The following is a 17,780-nucleotide window of genomic DNA, read 5'->3' as shown; positions in this document are numbered from 1 at the left end:
CCTTAAAAAGTTGGATTACTACCACCCCATACGTCAAAACCAAGCGCTTCGAAAGTTAAGTAAATATAACTACCATCAACTCTCCAAGTAATAAGCTTATAACAACGTGAAACCTGTGTTTCTCTACCTAAAATTACCGGTTTATTAACGTTTTCGTAATAAGCATTATCCTCTTGTTGTGAGTTTAACTCCTCAAGGGCAACCTGTATGCCCTCAAAGGTCTCCAGCAAATTTTTATATAAAGTTTTGACTAGTATGCGGGTTAAAATCGGCTTAAAACCAAGTAAATCACTGCTTTCTCTAGCTTCGTTATCTTTAAGGATACGAGCTGAAACTACCTTAAATAAATCATCATTAGGGATAACATCATTTAAGGATTGTAAGTAATCCTGACCATGAAAACAGATATGAAAATCGTCCCAAAAATGTGATTTAATTAAGTCGTGATAGCCTGTATCTTGTTTAATTTGTTCGAATATACTCATGTGTAATTTAAAGCCCGCCCACTATGCGCAAGCGGGCAAATAATTAACGTTCTAAGGCTACACAGATAAGACGATTTTTACCTGTTTTCTCTGGTGGGATATCTACGTAACCTACTTTTTTGTTATTTGTTGCGGTTTTGGTAACCGACTTAGTGGTTGCGTCAAAATAAACAATATCTCCTTGGTTAAAGGTATCACCGTCCTTAGCTTTTACCTGATAAACGTCCTTAGTGTACATAGTAGCTACTTCATTTTTCTTATAACTTTTTGAAGCAACTCCTACAACATCACCAACTAAAACTAACTCACCGTTAGCAATGTCTGCAGTAGCCGTAAAGGTTACCGTGCCCTCATGTCGAACCATGTGTGCCATATTAAAAAATCTCCTTATTTATTAACTAGAAGCTTGCGCTGTTGTTGGATGTGTAACTACATGTACTGGACGCTGTGGTAGTAATAAGTCACTAATTTTTTTGCCTTTCTTAAATTTGATGTGAAGTACATGTTCAGGGTACATAACATAAGGCTGAAAGTCTAAACGTGAGCGTACTTCTACAGTTTGCTCTGGCGTAACATTAATACGACCGTGATTAGTTACACCTTGAGGACCTAATGAATAAAGGTTACATGGATCTTCAGGTAAGATAAAGATATCGTTCTCGTTATAACTAATAGCTTTATTAAACTCACTCACACCAACATCGTAAAGCCCCTCTAAATAACCTCTATAAGGGTTAAATTCTGCAGTTACTGCTCCTGGTAAAATGCTTTGAGTAAAGAAAGTTTCAAATGCTTCTTTAACCTCTAGATTACCTAATAAATATTTAGGCGTAACATTGTACGGGGTACCTGCTGAATCAACTAAAGAACCATATGCTAGTCTAATTTTAGCTAGTAAATCACCCACATAGATAGGTTCGTCCACTGCAAGTTCGAATACTGGTACTTTATCTGCTTCTGCTTTAATACATACACCTGTAAGAACCTGTAATAAACGTACTCGAAGAGTATTAACGTAATTTTTGGCAATATGTTGTAATTTATCAAAGAACAGATTAATACTACCCGTGTTCATGTGTAACTCGTTGTAAGTCATTTTGAAACCTAAGCCATACTCATATAACTCAAGCTCTTCTTGTTTGTATTGAAAATCAATAAACTTCGTATTAGCCTCTTCACCAACACGTTCAAATTGTGTTACAGGCGTAATATTTTTGAAGATTTTGATCGGGTTAAGGTCAGGTACAATAATATTTTTAGTTAATTTTAAAAGTTGATCTAAGTCTTCTCTCTTTTTAGCTTCTTCATAGAATACAGAATAGAAATGTAATGTTAAGTACTCAAAATCGCCTGAAGTTAAGTTAGTTAAACCAAAGCGATCCACTGTTCCTCCACCAGTTGCGTAGATACTTCTGTTTAAGTACCCTTCTGGGGCGTATTTTCTAAGCATATTCTCAAGTTGAGCTTCTGCTGTTTTAGTACTATTGCCATTACACTCTTGTAAAAACTGATTACATAATTGCTCTTCTTTAGGGCTTACACCATTAAATTTTTCTTTAATAGCGCGTACCCAATCTGCTTTAACATTAGAATAGTCTAATCTTGAGTACATGAAATGCAGTAACATTTCGCGGTAGTTAACTTCATTAGATAAATTCTTAGGCACAATAGTCACCTCTTCAACTTTAGTTTTGTGCATATTGTGAAGCTTATCTAACACTAAATCCTTAGCTTTATCCACGCTAACTTTGTTTTTAAGGCATTCTGTCATTAAGTTCGCCATACCTGGCACATCTAAACGATCTTCAAATAATTTAATGATGTCGTCACGGCGTTTATTCTCTTTTGTTGCTAAATCTGCCACTCGGTTCTGCTCCTGTTTTTTCTTTTCTTCTTCCTCTTCATCGTCATCAGTATCTTCGTCTTCGTCCTCTTCTTCTGCAGAGTTCTTAGCTTCTTCTTCGTCATCTGATGAAGATGTAGAGTTTTCTTTCTCTTCTTCTTTTTCTTCTTCTGTGTCGTTATTCTCTTGCTCTTTTTCTTTCTCTTCTTCATCTGAAGAGCTGTTCATTAAATCAATTTCTTGATCTCTCATTTCTACTCCACGTAGTTGGTTAAAATGCTCATTTAAATTAACAAATAGATCATTGTTAACTTCTCTGCTAACTAAGTTCTGAAGTTGCTCTTTTTGCTCATCTGTGCCGTTATCCTCAAAGTCCTGAAAGTCTTTATAACGTAAGAATAAATCCCTAATTGGGGTCTCATTTTTAACGTTCAGGTAGCCTGAATAACTTTCTCGCATTTCCTGCATTGATGAAAAAGGCACGATTTGGTCGAGACTAAGCACTTCATCACATAGTTGTAACTCTTCTAAATCTCCGGCTGTAAGGATATTATCCCTACCATTGTCTACGTACTGGCCGAACTTCTTAGCTAGCCCTTGAACATGCTCTTGATCTAGAGATTTGCCTTTAAAAATACTCTTGTAAGCTTCTTTTAGGCGCTTGTTCATGCCCCTCATCATTGCACCTAGGTCTTCAACATCTCTTAAAGTAAACGTAGCTAACGCATAGGTTACATTGCATGAGTGAACAATCATCTCCGACACTGATGACATTCTCAAGGTCTTACCTGCTAATGCTAAGAATGAAGCAATAGAAGAGGCTTGATAACCCACTCTGACATGTTTCTCGCCCTTGTAGGTACTTAGCAAACCTAAGAGCCTAAAACCGTCATGTATAAAACCTCCAGGGCTATCTAAGTAGATATTTAACGGTAAGCTAGTATCTACTTCGTCCGCAGTTAACGCTTCTTCAACTTCTTGAGAGGTAAAAGACCAACCTACTACCCCGATTAAGTGAAGCTCGTTAACCTCGCCTTTGTTTTGAAACTTAATCATCTAGTTGCTTAGCGTCCTCCTGTTGTTCTTGTTGCTCTGTATCTTGCTCTTCATCTTCTTCTGATGATTGAGGACCACCAGAGTTGCCGCTTTCTGTTGGCATTTCAAAATCATATAACCCGTTGTAGAGTTCCTCTATACCTAGCTCATCACAGCGATGTTTTAAATCAGCGATAGCGTTTAAATTATCGTTGATATTGCCACCAGCTTCATTAGCTAATTTATCTAAAGTAGTAATCCCTAATTGCAAGTTAAGCTTATTAGCTGTAGCGTCTTTAACTGGGTCAATACTAGGCGAACGTGGTTTATTAATGATCACGTTGTCAATCCATGAGTAATCGTTCTTACTTGTAACACCTAGCTCGTACATATCCATATAAAAATCTACGAAAGCAGTGTATAACGGCTGTACAAAAGTCGAGATTAAGATATTGATCTTTGACGCAGCTTTTAACTCTGTGTAGATCATAGATTGACGTGCTGCAGAGTAAGAGCTCTCAAAACTGTTTGATAAACTTTCAGCGTCCAATGCCGTACCGCTACCTATCTGTCTAAGCATAGCTTTGGTATAGGCGTCAACTACTTGGTTAACCCTTGTAGTAGCATTGTTAAAGGTAAGGTTGTACCCAGGTGGTACTTTAAAATAACCAATATCATGTCCAAGTTTACCCATTTTTATTTTTGGGTTTTGATCAATAACATCAGTCGAAACTTGCTGTAAAGTACCTAATATTTGCGCACTAAGAGATGAAGCAATAATCTCGTTAGACATGTATACCTTTACCTGCTCCATGAGTAAGAATGAGTTGGCGAAAACAGGCACACCTCTTAGCTGTTCAGGTTCACGTTTATCCAAGATATGAAGCACATCATTGCCGTCTACTGGGATTACTTTTTCCACCTGCGTCTTGTCTACACTCTTAACTTTGAAGTAGTATTTAGTTGGTACCCCATACTCATCTACTTCAATTGGTGGACGGGTTGATTTTGCTCCAATATTTACTAACGATGAGCTGTTGTAATCTAAACAGTCTGCTGTCCACAAGCGAATTTTAAACTCGCCTTTTTTGTAATCACGGATTATTTGAGCAAAGCAGTCACCGTCAGTTAACCAACTAGAGACTATTAAGTTCAAAACCCCCATAAAGTTAAGATTTTTCGCATTAACTGCAGGGTTACGGCAGAACTTTGACCAAGCGGTTGATAATCTTTTAGCTAGCTCTTCGTCTACCTTACCGTCTAAATCTAACGGTTGGGGTTGTAAACTATACCCATTTTTACCTACCAATAACGCCTGATATCTATGAATAATTGCCGCAGCGATAGGGTTATTTGCTACCGCATTACGCGCTTGTTGCATTAATGACTGTCCCTCAATGGCTAAGGTGTCATTAATATTTAAATTATCGAATTTAGGGGTATGAAAATCCGTAGGTACAGTAGCGTCGTATAGGTTTTTTAACTTCTCGTTAGCCAACAGTTGCTGACGTTGCTGTGATACTAAATTCTCTAAACGTATCTTTTCAGCATGTGCTTCTAGAACTGCAATTTCAGCTTTCTTTAACTGTTGCTCTTCTTGTAAAGCTTCTAACTCTTTGGCTTTTTTACTTTTAAACGGCCACATCTTAACGCCCTCTCATTGAAATCACTTTAACGATTTGAATGGTTTGCGCATCATCTAACTCACCCTCTGCTTTTTTGAGAGCTAGATCCAACTCCCTTGCCGCTTTATTAAAATTACTCATTACCTGATAAGAGCCAATAAACTCAACTTTGCTACTATCTTCACTAATTGAGCGGATATTTGAGTTATTTGAACGGTACAGTTTGATTAGATCTCTAAATGCAGTCTGATAACTTGCCCATTTCATAGCTAAATCTATATCCTGCCCTGTAGGATCTACTCGTTCAATTCTAGATACCAAATTTTGGTATGTTCGCTGAAAATAACTCAATCCATACTTATCGAATTCTTTCTCAAAATCATCAAATGAAAGAACTTCAGTATCCTCTGATTGCTCTTGCTCTGTGGTAACCGGCTCTAATTGTTCATTTGTATTTTCTTCAGTCACTGTTACCTCCACTAAAATAATTTTCTTCTACCGAAGTTGAAGTCATCAACAATTTCGGCTTCTAACTCTTCTTCGCTTTCGTCTTGTTGCGGACTAGCGTCTATAACTGGGGTATTTGTCACGGCGTCGAAAGCGTTAATATTACCCTCTTCTGCTGTGCATATTTCAGCGTTACTCCTACCCATTCTTACCGATAACTCTAAATTAGATTCTTGTAGGTAAGCTAAGAAGTAAACAAATAAGTCTAACGCTTCGTTACGCTTGTCTGGGGCGTCAAGGCTATATTTACCGTCAAGCCCTAACGACTCGGCCGCTAATTCTTCGTATACCTCTTTAGGTATACCTTTGTTAAATGAAATGCTTTTAGGTTGATCCAGAGGACGCTGTAACAGGTTGTAAACCATGTTTTTGAATGGGTCAGGGAAGATTTTAAACAGACGAAATCCCCTTTTAGCTAGCTTAGTATCTTTTCTAACAGCTGTATCCCATACTGCCCAAGCTTGCCCTCCATTGAAATTTAATGGCGTAGTCATACCTTTAACTAAACGTAATCTAGCACTTTTACCAGAGCGTACAATATGCTCATAAAAGTTATATGCGTTATCAGTGGTATAGTTACGACCACCACTATCGACTAACGTCATTCTAGGGCGCATTGTCAGGTTTGTGTCTTTAATGCGAGCCCTATACTCCATTACATCGTACTCGATAGCCTCCCAGTCAGTAGAATCGTTAATATCCGTATGGATTTTTTTACCTTTCCACTTTCTGATTGAGAAACGATCTATCAGGTGAATTTTACCCTCACGTGTGTAAGCAAAGATCTGAACAATGAAGCGCGAATCCTTACCATTCTGAACGTCCACACAAGCTACAATTGAAACCGTATCCCTAGGTGCTACACCTATCTCGTTGTTCATTGCTGAATCTAACTCTTTCTGGTATACAGCTTCTGCTGCGCCTTTTGACGCTACTGGTACGTATGGATCGCCGAATGTAGTATTTACTACTACTTTTAAACTCTGGTCGTCTCCAGTGTCTTCATACTGCTGTTTAGCCGTAAGGTATCGAAAAACAATCTCCTCTAAGCTAATAAACCCACACGCTGGGGCACGTAACCAGAACGAAGCCCTAGTATTCTCAACCACCTCGCCAGTAATATTCCCGTGCTTATCGATCTTTTGACCTTTCTTTAACCATACGCCTTTAGGTATTAGGTGCCTAATTCTTTCTTGGTCTGTATGATGACGTCCACAGTGTGGGCACTCTACTCTTGCGGTCTTAGATGAACCTCGGATATTCCCCTCAATCACGTCATAAGTAATAGTTTCAGGGGTAGCCCAAAAATACTCCTGACAAGCTAAGCATTGAAAGTAATAGCAGCGCTTGTCGCCAACGTTATATAGAGCGGCAATCCCGTCGCATGAATAACTATCATGAGGATCTAAACGCTTGTCAGGGTTCTTAACATCAAAGCCGGGCGAGCTTTCTGCCACAGCCATGGCGTCAATCCCATACGTTGTAGTCCTTGCTTTTGCTAGATCCCAAGGGTTACCCTCACCCTCTACGTTAGTAGGCATACGATCGAAGTCTGTCAATGCCACGCACTGGATTGTTGTAGAAGCCATATCAGCAACTGCGGGCTTTCTAATTAACACGTATGAACCTGATTTCAATTTGTACATTGTGAGGTTTTTATCCTCACGGCTTGTACCTAATAGCTTTGCTAAATCAGGGCTAGCGTTTACTGTTGGGATAAATTCTTTCTTAGCGAACTCTAAGGCTTTCTCCCCGTTCATCTGAAAGACAATTATCGGGCGAGCAGTGTACATTGCATAACTAGCGAAACCTGTCACTAGTGCCTGCGTTTTACCAGAACGTGCGCAACCCATAAAGATTAGCTCATTGTAATGACGGCTATTTAAGGTATCCAGTGGTTCACGCATATATGCAGCTCTACCGCGTACACTAAAGGGCTTAGATAATCCTCTAGTGGCAGGTATACGCATTATTCTCTCTATTGTTGTACTTACAGGCTCCAGTGGCTCCGGTTTAAGTATGTCAATAATTGAACTAAAGAAATCATAAAACGACGGTAAAGGTGGCAACCCGTTAAAGTTATTCTTAGCTACGAACTCACGAACTTCATAATCTGTAACTAAGTTCTCAGCGGCAACCAAGGTGGTCCCTGCCAGTAACTCCTCTTCTAAAAGATCAACGTCATCAATATTATCAATTTGGTTTTTCTTCATCTTTAAAGCCTACCTTTACAATCGACGGGGCAATCACATAGTACTCTACACCTTTACCATTAACAGCCTGCTTAATGGTTATCTTCTCACCCTCTACTAATGGGATTTTGTCAACAACCTCAACGGTGTCTTTATGGATCAACACTTGAAGCTCACGTATAAGGATCTCCATCCTATCCAGCTCTTCAGGGGTTGCCCCCATTTCTTCCTTAAGGTAGTTTAAAAACCCGCTGACCGTCTCCTGAATACCAGTCAAGATATCGAAAAAGATCCTCCTAGCGTCATCAATGTTAATCAGCTTTTGCATAGCTAGTTGGTTCTTAATGTAAAGGTAGACACTCTCCTGAACCGTTTTATATCTAGCCGGATCAGTTAAGTGTAAGGTACCAAATAACTCAAACGCTTCCTTTGCTTCAGCTTCAGTAAGATCGTCACTTAATTGAGGGATACCGCCTGTATCATGTTTAGCTTTGTTCTGATTTTTACGCTTATCAAAGCCTTGAGCATAATCAAAAAGCCACTGAAATAGATCCTTAGGGTCTACGCTATTGTTATCAATATCAAGCTTTAAAACTTCGGTATAGTGCTTTTTAATCGTACGAAAATCAACGTTTAGAATGTTCGCAATCGTCTTAAGATTAATGCGATCCAGTTCTTTCTTGATCTCTACATTCTTCTTTTTACCCGCCATAATCTCCTCCTTGAAACGACAAGAAACAAGTAATTAAGGCAAAGGTATTTTGTTCTATCTTGTCTACTTTTCTACTCAAGCATAAATCAACTCTAAAAAATGATATCAATATAAAATAAACGCCGATTTCTTCAGTGAAAAGACGTCTATTTGAAAGCCAAAATTAGGCTAAAAAACGCCAATTTTTTGTCAATTTTTTTCGATTTTGGGCTAAAAACATCAACAAATTAGGTTTTTTGCCCACTCATGTCAGAATCCCGGGCTTTCCCGTGAGTCCGGTAGGTTTATGCACACTAGAAGAACCTACTTTTTACCTCATTGCCCCTCTTTTTTGCAATAATTTAATTATTTTTATTAACTTTGCTTCACAAATTAAAAAAATAATAATTTTTATGGTAAAGGGGTAGGGGTACCCATATATCAGCATAGGACATAAATGTCATTTTTACATTTATCTCATATAATGATAGATAAAGGTATATCAGGCTGTATGGGTGCCATATATAAGCCCCTATCACAGCCTGCCCCTATCAATCTCTAAGCTCAAAGCCCTCCCTGTGTTGCCTAGGACAACCCTCCCTCATAACCTACTGAATCAATAGGCTACTACAATGCAAGGGGGTATTAACATTTGCTTAACTACCCTGATCTCTTTCTCCTCCTTGGTGCTGGCTATACACTCTAAGAAAGATAATCAGTCTGCAACTTACCCCTTAGATTAAGTTAGGTTAGCTAACATCCCTAACTCCCCTCTAAACTCATGGGGGTAATTGAAAGGCTAGCTATCACCCTCGTGTCCTATGATAGCTATGGGTTAATACCTCTCTATTGCTTCTTAACTAAACAAACTTACTCCCTTGCCCACTCTGGCATAGAGATATGAGTAAACTAGACTTAGAAACCTAAGCCTAGCTACTCTTATTAGAGATCGTTGTCCTCTCTTTTAAAATCAAGTCAAGCAGGGCGTTATGCGTTGCGGCGCATGTCCTTGACGCTAGCTGAAGCTCGAGCGTGTACTTATATAGTTCGCCCCATGTCTTGCCTTGAAAATCTAGAATTGAACAACGAACAAACAACTCCGCAGGTATTAGCTCCACAAAAGTTAATCTATTTGTTTGCAGTGCTTGCGGTTGAACTGGTTGGATTGGTGCTTGACAGCCACTTAAGAAGACTATCAGAAATAGGCTGTACAGCACATTGATCTTTTTGTAAGTCATTGGATATCGCTAATAAAGCGTTATGAAATTGGTTATTAAGGTCGTTCTTCTCTTGAGCTAAAATCTGAATGCGTTGTTGCATTTCATAAATCTTTTCACGCATTTCTTTAGCAGCCTCTTGCTCTTGTCTAAGTTGCTCTAAGTAGACTGCATTCTGTTGAGTTAGCGTAAATAGCTCATAATCACGTTTTTGCGCTTGGTATTGAGTTATCCCTAGGAAACCCATTAGGATAATCATAAGAAGCGATACAGGGCTCTTATAGCCCTTATTAAGAAGAAATAATAAAGCTTTAAACATATTTCTCTACCGGTGTATCTGGAGGGGTGAAATATAGTAATCTCTCTTCTTGACGTCTGATAACTAATCCTTTGAGCTTAACTCTTTGTTTTGTTACTCTATCAGTGCCCCAAACGTACATATCAAAGAGGTCATTAATACCTTGATCGTTTGGACTGCTTTTGATCTTTCTGTACAGTGTGTAGTTTAGGAACTTGCTAATCCCAAAGTTATACACAAAGCTGTAGATCGCAGCTAGCTGGAAATGATTAAGGGTATTAAAATCTAAATACTTCTTGAGGGCTTGCACCATACGCGGTAGGTATTCTTTCTCTAGGTACTGGTTAGCTTCATGCTTTGACATTGACATACCTGGCTTACTGTACAGCTCGATTAGCTTCTTATCAGTAAAACCATATCCTACGGTTGGAATACCAATTGGATCCAGATATACCTTAGATTTAAACCCCTCGAACCTTGCGATGTACTTGATAGCAATCTTCAGAGCTTTTTCTTCTTTAGTTAAGTTATTTAAATTAGTTTGGATCATCGTCATAGTCCTGTTTCTTTTTAAAGGTTTTGTTGGTTTTCTTTTCGATAAAATACTCTAGCCAAAAGTGCAGAAACTTTTTGACAGTCTTGACAATACCGTCGACCCCAGAGTAGCCAATAATTGCCGCTAACACTGGTAAGTATTGCTCTGGTATCCCGTTCAAGATTGCAATAGGTGAGCCAATATAAACGGCTAAGAATACGAATAAGAGCTCCCACCAAAACCTTAGTACTTTTACCCTACCGTCTTTTTTGAATTTGAATATGGCAAAGGCTACGCCTATTAGAGACCATTTCACAGATTGTAGGTTTACAAAGAACTCTAGGAAGAGAGAGATATTAGTAAATACTTCAAACCACTCACCTGTTGGCAAGCTCATGGTTGGTTACCTATTAATGTTTTTTAGAGTATTGCCTTGGAATGCTAATATCGTTTTGTTTGGGTTGTCCGTTGTTGTTTAAGAAACTAGCAATTAGGAAGATTAGAACCACTACTAGGTATGTGTAATGGTAAAAGAAACCTGTAAGGTAGTAGTAAAGGTATAGGGTGAAATTACTAACCATTTCATTGGCATACATATACGAGAGTGGATAGTAGACCCCAAACCTAAGGGCTTCTAGGATAGCTAGAAGCTTGTAAACTTTGGTCATATGTGTATATCCTTAGATTGAATAGTTGAATGCTAAATAGAGCCACAGACACCAAGATATGATAGCTATTAGTAGAAAGGTTATTAATTTCTTCATTCTTCTTTTTGTTCTTCGGTTATCTTAGTAAGCGTTACTTTACAATAAGCGGCATGTGCCGTGGGTTGTGTTTTCTTTTTCACGTACAGCTCTTGAATTTGGCTATCATCAGGATAAGCCCCTGCATTGGTTAGCAGGTCTAGTAACGTCTTGCTATAGTTATCTATATCTCTTTTACGCTTATCTTTTTGTACTAGCTCTATATGTAAGGCAAACTCGTCATCTTCTGACGTCTGCCATTCTTGTTCGTTGATTGTTTGTTTGATTACAAAGATGTTTTTGTTTTTGAATTCTTTGTATTTTGGTGATAGATATCTCTGTGACATACCAGCCTTATAGCCTTTTCGACCTGTACCTTTGCTTACAAAGTATTGGTACATTACATTGGCACTCACAGGATAATCTAGGGTAAGACTGAGTTGATTTGGAATTTTAGGCATAAAAAATACACTTATAGCTATGTTTTAGCCATAAGTGTATATCGGAGTATAATGTTCTGAAAAAGGATATAAAAAATTCTCTAAAATTAAGAATTATGCTTATTGATAAAGATTTTTATAAAAATGCTTAAAAATAATTACGCGGTACTTCTTTATCGGTGCTTAATAAATGCGAATATAATCTATTAAATATACTTTTCTATCCCTTACATTATACAATACCATTTTTCTAAATACAATACTTTATTAAAAATATTTTAATAATTTTTTAACTTTACTGATTTGAAATTGATAATCTAGCCAAATAAAAATGAACCCCAGCTAAATTAGCTAGGGTTCACGCATTTCCTTGTCTAACATTTAGATCGGAGCATATAAATGGCTAAAACATACTCGTCTTAGCCAATTATACCACAATCCTACCTAAATATCATAACTTTAAGGTTCTTAATGGCTTTTACAATTGGATTTTTAGATTTAGACCATTTGAGCTTACGTTCTTGACTGGAGTAGTCTTTTACGTAGTCCCTGATATCGATATAAAATCTCACATCATTAAGAGCTCTTGTAAATGCAGAGCCTTTTTGAGTTGCTAGCTCTGTGAGTTGCTCTTCTGTTAGCTTACCGTAGATATCCACCACAGCGTTTAGCAGTCCCATAGTTTTGGTTTCTTGAAACGTATTACCTGTGAGTTTATAAGCATGCCGATACTCTAGTTTACCGTTTTTATTTGTCTCTTCTTTAAATGGAGAAGTTACACGTATAGACACGCTTGGGATATAAGGACCTAGTTTAGGCTCTACTTTGACAGCGTCTTCGAAGATAGGCTCTAGGTATTTGCCAACAGCTAATAGTTGTGCGAAATATAATAAAAGCTGGAGCTTACGCTCTGTTAGATTGGTAAGCTTGTCAGGGTGCTTTTCATTAAATAGAATGAAATAGTTAGCGATAGTTTGAGCAGAGAATGGACCGAACATTGTATACCTTTTAGTTGTCTTTATTATTACTTGTTGAGAGAAAAATAGCCTTAGCCCCGCTTTATGAAAATGGACTACCGAAGCAGTTCTCTAAGGCTATCAACAACAAAGAATAATTAAACAAAATTAAATAGCTATAGAACTACTGAAAAAATGTCTAAAATATTAAATAATAATAAAGGAAAAAATCAAAACTTCTAAATAACGACCAAGGTTTAGGCGCTAATTAAAAAGGTATACTCTCTTCTGGTACTGATACTGCACTATCATCAGAGTATTCTTGTACCGGTCTATTAACCTGTTTCATTGGTTGGTTAGTAGGCTGGTATGGGTTCGATTGTTGGAATGGCTGACCAGTTACTGGGTTGATAGTTGTATCTATCTCGCCATTTGGTTTAAACTGTGGTTGAGTCTGAACATTTTGAACAGGCTGTTGTTGTGGTTGCTGTGGAGCTTGTTGGTATTGCGGCACAGGAGTTGGATTAGCCTGTTGTGGCTTAAAGCCTTGCTGATTACTAAAACCTTGTTGGCTTTGGTTTCTAAAGCCGTTCTGTTGTGGTTGGTTGTTGAAACCATTATTTTGGTTATTATTAAAACCGCCACTTTGTGGTTGAGTATTACCGAAGTTACTCGTTGCGATCTGTACACATTGTTGTAATGATTGATCGTTGGTAGTAGTGAAATACAGTTCAGAGCAGTTCATATTTTTACCTACTCTTTCTTCGCCTGTATTTTTATCTTGGTACTTATTAAAAGATATGTTACCGCTAACTATAACCTCACAACCTTTTTTTAAGAGTGAAGCTCTACTAACTAAATATAGTTGAGCGATGAAGACGTTGTACCATTCTGTGAAAACGTCCTCCCAAGCATTTGTTTCATTACTAAAGGATCTATATGTTACAGCGACTGACAATCTACAATACGTTTTATTGTCAGACTGAAATGTTTCAGGATCTCGCCCTAGACGTCCTTTAATAGTGATATATGTACTCATTTAAAAAAATCCTTACTTTAAGTTAACTTTTAAAAGGTAGTTTATGGGTAACTTAAAGTTGATTTTGTTGGTACCATTTTATACTATTTTATATACCAAGTCAATACATTTTTGTACGATTGCTACCTTTTTAACTTCAAGCGCCCCCTAGCGTACCGTCAAGGGGAGCGTATAAGGGGGTGCGATAAGAAGTTAAAAAATGGATATTCTTAAAGTAAGATTAAATATAAAAGGAGACTTAAAAAAAATATTTTTACCCAGCGGTAGCTGATGAAACTTTTGGATCAAAATAGCCAAAAACTTTTTGAAAAAATTTTTCGCAAAAAAAAAGAAAATCCCTATATACAATGTATATAGAGATTATCTTAAAAAGTTTTTTCTATAATGTTATATAGAAATTGTTTTAAAAAGTTTTTAATATTTAATTTAGATATACATCAGCTAAAGCTGGGTAATAATATTTATTCTCAGAATGTCTTAGGTATTCATCAGCTACCGCTGGGTAATAATCTTTTATTAAAGGTTATTCTCTGCTTAAAGACACGTTTGTAATATTTACGTTTGCGTCGGCTTGCGGGCTAATCTTACCCCACCCCTCGCAGGGTTTCACCCCGAGGGGTGGATTAGCCCTTGCCTAGCAAGGTAAGTATATTGTTTTTATAGGATCTTTAAAGAATAATCTTTTTTCTAGGGTAGCATATTTTTCAAAATTTTGCAGAAAAATTTTATTTTCTTTTTGGTCGTTTAAATTTTAAATTGTTGATTTTTAGAAGAAGAAAGTTTTTAAGCCCACCTAAAGACCCTTATAAATTTAAGGTTATTCTTAGAATAGACTTCTATATGGGAATTTTGAGGTAGAAACAGTATAGTACAACTATCTTGGTAAGGAAGAACAAAATAATTTACCCAATTGCTACCTAAAAATAAGAAAAAGGTGCTAAAAAGGTATACCCAAAATTACAATTAATTGTATAATACTGTCCAAATCAAAATTTGCATTAACAGGCAATTTTAAAATTTACCCTAAGAAGAATTAAAAGATGTACGATGAAAGAAAATCTATTTAAATTTATAAGAGCGACTAAGCAACCGTCCGTTATAAAATTTTTGGATTGGTATAATGAAACTAAAGACGATAAGTTTAACTTAGACAATCGTCAAGTAATTAAAACTATTATTAAAAATAATAACTATAGATTAGTCGATGTTATTAATGATGGTGACGGAATTTTTTATAATAAGTTTAAAATAAAAACTAGTAATCACCAGCTCTTGCAATTCTGTGACATGTATTCTATTGATATCTTTGATATATTAAATAGTGATGTAGATAAAATTAAGATGTATCAACCTTTAAAGGTGGATAATTCTAAACATTTAGTAACTGCCTTTATACAACTGACAGACGAGCAAATTTTTGAACTTTTAGAAGATTTCTGTCAAGAGTTAGAATTAAGTTATGGCAATTTAAGCATTGAATTAGGACTTTCTCATAACTACCTTTATAAGGTTAAACAAAATAAAAAGATACCTAATAGATTGATCGATTGCTTATCATTAAGATTTAATTTAAGAGGAGCTTTATTTAAAGAGTTCTTTGATTATTGTAATTTTAAAGGTTGGGTGGATAAGTCAGAGTTTATTAAAGATCCTAGATTTTTAAAATACTATAATTACTCATCAACAAATAAAGAGGCAATAGATTGGGACGAACTAAGTGAGAGTATAAGTAAACTAGCAGGCTACATAGTTAACTTAAGGGATCACACTGTTATAGCAGAACAAGCAGGTGCTGAAGATTTAAAAGAATGGCAAGGGAAAACCCCTATATTTAGAGTAGCTGTTAATTACAATCTTGTACCTAAAGTTTGGAAGGATGATATTGTGGAATTTTTACCTCATGATAAATTTGTATCGTCTGGTATTTACTTAATAAATGAGGGAGAAGAGGAAAGTTTATGCCATATTATGGAAGTGGTTTCTAATGATAGAAAGCATTATTTTGTATCTAAAAGAATAGATAACGCTGCTTTTTACACTTTAAAAGAATTTAAAAAAATAAAAATAGTAGGTGTTTGTTCCTACATTTTTAGAAAAAATAATAATTAATTTTTATGGATCGGCTAATTTAGCCGGTCTTTTTTTATTTTTGTAAAATTATTTTGACTTAATTATCAACGAAATCAAGAAAAAGATATTCTTAGGGTATTGATTGGGTATATGAAAAGGTATAAAATGGTACTAACAAAATGATAGAAAAAGGTAGTAAATGGGTAACGTAGATCCATTTGAAAAAATTAACAATTAAAAAAGGTATAAAAATAAATGGTAAATAAATTAATCCATTCTTCATCATCAACAACATGCAAGTTCGTACAAGCAATTAATAATATCAACATCAAGCTAATGCAAATGGACGAAAACGAGCATGTACTAGGCTACTCAATCTACTGGTTATCATCAAGTCAAGATATCCCATTAGATCAAGAGATTACAAACTCGGATTTCAAATCAGTAAAAGAAACAAGAGTAGCAGACACTAATCACTACTCTAAAGTAACACAAGATTACACTGCAACGTTACAACGCCTGATTAAAGAGATTAGAGACAAGCAAACAGTTCGCTACTTCAGAGTAAAAGCTAAATTATCATCTGGCAGACTGTTAACAAGCTCTACAGGTAACAAACCATACGTTAGAGTAGAGTACTAAAACTAAAAATAATATTTACAAATTAACTTCAACCCTCAAAACAACAAGGAATAACATTATGACTACCAACACTTTAAACGCTTTAAACACTAACGAATTAGTTGCATTAGTACAAAACTTATTAGCTAAAGTAGACAACCTAGAAAGCAAAGTAAAAGGTTACGAAGCTGATCACGAGGCACTAGTTGAACGTATCTCATACTGTGAAACTGAATGCTCTGACTTAACTGAAAAGGTTGACGGCACAGTAGAGAGCCAACTAGATCAACTCTTCGAAAAGTTTGCTGACCTTGAAGAGACAGTAGAAGCTCTAGATAGACACTATGATGAACACAATAGTCAACTTAACGACCTAGAGAGTTCAGTTAGCGATTTAGAATGGAAAGTTGAAAAATTAGAAGAGACAGTAGAAGATTTAGACGACTTACCAGACTATAAAAACGATACAGCCAATCTTAAAGATCGCGTAGATGAGCTAGAAGAGAAGTTAAGCTCAATCGAAGAAACTAACCAAGAATTAGCAGAAAACCTTGAGGGTTGTGAAGAAGAATGCACTGCACTGTGTGAAGAAATCAAAGAGTTAAAAGCAAACGTAGAGGAAAGATTAGATCAACATGAAGATGTGTTCTCATACTTACACAATAACATCGATCTAACTATCGACTACATGGTTGAACAAAAACTTTTTGAACACGATCAAGTTACTACTAAAGCTAAACCACAAGATGAAGAGTTAGATTTTGAAGAGTACTACGAAATGTTAAACAAAGATGAACTCTAAAAACCCTAACCAATAACAGCAAATTAACATGACATTACGGAGATGTTGCAAAGGTCTCTATGCTAGACAAAAAGGTCTTTGCAACAGGCTCTGACAATAATTAGGACAAACCCATGACACAAGAAAATAAAGAACAATTTCAACAAGCAGCACCAGAGTTGGAAGAGACTAAGGTAAAACCACAGCGTCGTATTAATGCTGGACGTTTGACCTTATCAAATATATCAGATCTAGTAATGTATACCCATTTTATAAATAAGGGATTACGTAAAGCTATATCTGACTTTGAAGAAATGTCTTGGAAGTTTAGCACTGAAATAGCTAACACTTTGAAACTAGATTCTTTCTTCGCACAAGGCGCTGACACTGTTAACGAAATGGTAAATAAATACTTGGATAATGTGGACGACATAACCACCTACTTAAATAGATTTGACGTGTACTACTATTCTAGGAATGCAGAAAGAATATTAGGCGTTACTGTAGAAGGAGAAAAGGATGAGGGTAATGAACGACTAATCTTAGAAAGTAGAAAAGACCAATTTGTAATGTTGTTTGATTGTTTAAGAAATTTACAATCTTATTTGATGATAACAGATAATGAATTTAAAGTACTTAAAGATAGACTTGATGAAAAGTATAAAGACGTTTTGGATACATTTGCGTAATGGATACAAGAGG

Annotated in this window: 17 protein-coding genes; 4 read left to right on the top strand and 13 right to left on the bottom strand. The window is 36.3% G+C overall.

Going from position 1 to position 17,780, the window contains the following annotated elements; all coding sequences use genetic code 11:
* Nucleotides 1-2: 2 nt before the first annotated feature.
* The 13 genes from CKF54_RS00455 to CKF54_RS00390 all read right to left on the bottom strand — a co-directional run bounded on the left by CKF54_RS00455 (nucleotide 3) and on the right by CKF54_RS00390 (nucleotide 13,606).
* On the bottom strand, nucleotides 3-485 hold the full coding sequence (locus CKF54_RS00455; protein ID WP_119524264.1) for a hypothetical protein: 483 nt from the start codon (nucleotides 483-485) through the stop codon (nucleotides 3-5).
* Between the two features lie 43 nt (nucleotides 486-528).
* The gene (locus CKF54_RS00450; RefSeq protein WP_119524263.1) at nucleotides 529-858 is read right to left on the bottom strand and encodes a DUF2190 family protein; all 330 of its coding nucleotides are present in this window, start codon (nucleotides 856-858) and stop codon (nucleotides 529-531) included.
* A gap of 21 nt (nucleotides 859-879) precedes the next feature.
* The gene (locus tag CKF54_RS00445) at nucleotides 880-3,384 is read right to left on the bottom strand and encodes an ATP-dependent Clp protease proteolytic subunit (RefSeq protein ID WP_119524261.1); all 2,505 of its coding nucleotides are present in this window, start codon (nucleotides 3,382-3,384) and stop codon (nucleotides 880-882) included.
* Entirely contained in the window at nucleotides 3,377-5,008 is a 1,632-nt protein-coding gene (locus CKF54_RS00440) for a phage portal protein (protein WP_119524259.1), read from the bottom strand. The genes CKF54_RS00445 and CKF54_RS00440 overlap by 8 nt, the downstream gene beginning before the upstream one ends.
* 1 nt (nucleotide 5,009) lies before the next feature.
* Complete coding sequence (locus CKF54_RS00435; protein ID WP_147396792.1) at nucleotides 5,010-5,456, bottom strand: hypothetical protein; 447 nt, start codon at nucleotides 5,454-5,456, stop codon at nucleotides 5,010-5,012.
* Between the two features lie 11 nt (nucleotides 5,457-5,467).
* The gene (locus CKF54_RS00430; RefSeq protein WP_119524255.1) at nucleotides 5,468-7,708 is read right to left on the bottom strand and encodes a terminase gpA endonuclease subunit; all 2,241 of its coding nucleotides are present in this window, start codon (nucleotides 7,706-7,708) and stop codon (nucleotides 5,468-5,470) included.
* A complete protein-coding gene (locus CKF54_RS00425; RefSeq protein ID WP_119524253.1) occupies nucleotides 7,689-8,399 on the bottom strand; it encodes a hypothetical protein in 711 nt (236 codons plus the stop codon). The genes CKF54_RS00430 and CKF54_RS00425 overlap by 20 nt, the downstream gene beginning before the upstream one ends.
* A gap of 1,107 nt (nucleotides 8,400-9,506) precedes the next feature.
* Nucleotides 9,507-9,854, bottom strand: a complete 348-nt coding sequence (locus CKF54_RS00420) for a hypothetical protein (RefSeq protein ID WP_147396791.1) — start codon at nucleotides 9,852-9,854, stop codon at nucleotides 9,507-9,509.
* Nucleotides 9,855-9,906: 52 nt separating this feature from the next.
* Nucleotides 9,907-10,443, bottom strand: a complete 537-nt coding sequence (locus CKF54_RS00415; RefSeq protein WP_119524249.1) for a lysozyme — start codon at nucleotides 10,441-10,443, stop codon at nucleotides 9,907-9,909.
* Entirely contained in the window at nucleotides 10,430-10,825 is a 396-nt protein-coding gene (locus CKF54_RS00410; RefSeq protein ID WP_119524247.1) for a hypothetical protein, read from the bottom strand. Before CKF54_RS00410 ends, CKF54_RS00415 begins: the two co-directional genes overlap by 14 nt.
* 363 nt (nucleotides 10,826-11,188) lie before the next feature.
* Complete coding sequence (locus CKF54_RS00400) at nucleotides 11,189-11,632, bottom strand: RusA family crossover junction endodeoxyribonuclease (RefSeq protein ID WP_119524243.1); 444 nt, start codon at nucleotides 11,630-11,632, stop codon at nucleotides 11,189-11,191.
* A 419-nt stretch (nucleotides 11,633-12,051) separates the two neighbouring features.
* On the bottom strand, nucleotides 12,052-12,609 hold the full coding sequence (locus CKF54_RS00395; protein WP_119524242.1) for a type II toxin-antitoxin system antitoxin SocA domain-containing protein: 558 nt from the start codon (nucleotides 12,607-12,609) through the stop codon (nucleotides 12,052-12,054).
* Nucleotides 12,610-12,835: 226 nt separating this feature from the next.
* Nucleotides 12,836-13,606 (bottom strand): single-stranded DNA-binding protein, encoded by a 771-nt coding sequence (locus tag CKF54_RS00390; RefSeq protein WP_119524240.1) that lies wholly within the window; start codon nucleotides 13,604-13,606, stop codon nucleotides 12,836-12,838.
* 1,047 nt (nucleotides 13,607-14,653) lie between these two features.
* On the opposite strand from CKF54_RS00390, the gene CKF54_RS00385 reads away from it, so the two are divergent.
* The 4 genes from CKF54_RS00385 (at nucleotide 14,654) to CKF54_RS00370 (ending at nucleotide 17,767) form a co-directional block, all read left to right on the top strand.
* Nucleotides 14,654-15,715 carry a hypothetical protein gene (locus CKF54_RS00385; protein ID WP_119524238.1) on the top strand — a complete coding sequence of 354 codons (1,062 nt, stop codon included), beginning with the start codon at nucleotides 14,654-14,656 and terminating at the stop codon, nucleotides 15,713-15,715.
* 216 nt (nucleotides 15,716-15,931) lie between these two features.
* Nucleotides 15,932-16,318: a hypothetical protein gene (locus CKF54_RS00380; protein WP_119524236.1), complete on the top strand. Its 387-nt coding sequence runs from the start codon at nucleotides 15,932-15,934 to the stop codon at nucleotides 16,316-16,318.
* Nucleotides 16,319-16,376: 58 nt separating this feature from the next.
* Entirely contained in the window at nucleotides 16,377-17,099 is a 723-nt protein-coding gene (locus CKF54_RS00375; RefSeq protein WP_119524234.1) for a hypothetical protein, read from the top strand.
* Nucleotides 17,100-17,212: 113 nt separating this feature from the next.
* Nucleotides 17,213-17,767 carry a hypothetical protein gene (locus tag CKF54_RS00370; protein ID WP_119524232.1) on the top strand — a complete coding sequence of 185 codons (555 nt, stop codon included), beginning with the start codon at nucleotides 17,213-17,215 and terminating at the stop codon, nucleotides 17,765-17,767.
* Nucleotides 17,768-17,780: the final 13 nt, after the last annotated feature.

It is taken from the genome of Psittacicella hinzii, assembly GCF_003585885.1.
Taxonomy (GTDB): domain Bacteria; phylum Pseudomonadota; class Gammaproteobacteria; order Enterobacterales; family Psittacicellaceae; genus Psittacicella.
Note: the sequence above shows the minus strand (reverse complement) of the source record. Positions and strands in the feature narration are given on the sequence as shown.

Excerpts from the sequence above, each read along its gene's own strand:
- CKF54_RS00455 (WP_119524264.1), bottom strand. The coding sequence starts at position 485 with ATGAGTATATTCGAACAAATTAAACAAGATACAGGCTATCACGACTTA.
- CKF54_RS00450 (WP_119524263.1), bottom strand. The coding sequence starts at position 858 with ATGGCACACATGGTTCGACATGAGGGCACGGTAACCTTTACGGCTACT.
- CKF54_RS00445 (WP_119524261.1), bottom strand. The coding sequence starts at position 3,384 with ATGATTAAGTTTCAAAACAAAGGCGAGGTTAACGAGCTTCACTTAATC.
- CKF54_RS00440 (WP_119524259.1), bottom strand. The coding sequence starts at position 5,008 with ATGTGGCCGTTTAAAAGTAAAAAAGCCAAAGAGTTAGAAGCTTTACAA.
- CKF54_RS00430 (WP_119524255.1), bottom strand. The coding sequence starts at position 7,708 with ATGAAGAAAAACCAAATTGATAATATTGATGACGTTGATCTTTTAGAA.
- CKF54_RS00425 (WP_119524253.1), bottom strand. The coding sequence starts at position 8,399 with ATGGCGGGTAAAAAGAAGAATGTAGAGATCAAGAAAGAACTGGATCGC.
- CKF54_RS00420 (WP_147396791.1), bottom strand. The coding sequence starts at position 9,854 with ATGATTATCCTAATGGGTTTCCTAGGGATAACTCAATACCAAGCGCAA.
- CKF54_RS00415 (WP_119524249.1), bottom strand. The coding sequence starts at position 10,443 with ATGATCCAAACTAATTTAAATAACTTAACTAAAGAAGAAAAAGCTCTG.
- CKF54_RS00410 (WP_119524247.1), bottom strand. The coding sequence starts at position 10,825 with ATGAGCTTGCCAACAGGTGAGTGGTTTGAAGTATTTACTAATATCTCT.
- CKF54_RS00400 (WP_119524243.1), bottom strand. The coding sequence starts at position 11,632 with ATGCCTAAAATTCCAAATCAACTCAGTCTTACCCTAGATTATCCTGTG.
- CKF54_RS00395 (WP_119524242.1), bottom strand. The coding sequence starts at position 12,609 with ATGTTCGGTCCATTCTCTGCTCAAACTATCGCTAACTATTTCATTCTA.
- CKF54_RS00390 (WP_119524240.1), bottom strand. The coding sequence starts at position 13,606 with ATGAGTACATATATCACTATTAAAGGACGTCTAGGGCGAGATCCTGAA.
- CKF54_RS00385 (WP_119524238.1), top strand. The coding sequence starts at position 14,654 with ATGAAAGAAAATCTATTTAAATTTATAAGAGCGACTAAGCAACCGTCC.
- CKF54_RS00380 (WP_119524236.1), top strand. The coding sequence starts at position 15,932 with ATGGTAAATAAATTAATCCATTCTTCATCATCAACAACATGCAAGTTC.
- CKF54_RS00375 (WP_119524234.1), top strand. The coding sequence starts at position 16,377 with ATGACTACCAACACTTTAAACGCTTTAAACACTAACGAATTAGTTGCA.
- CKF54_RS00370 (WP_119524232.1), top strand. The coding sequence starts at position 17,213 with ATGACACAAGAAAATAAAGAACAATTTCAACAAGCAGCACCAGAGTTG.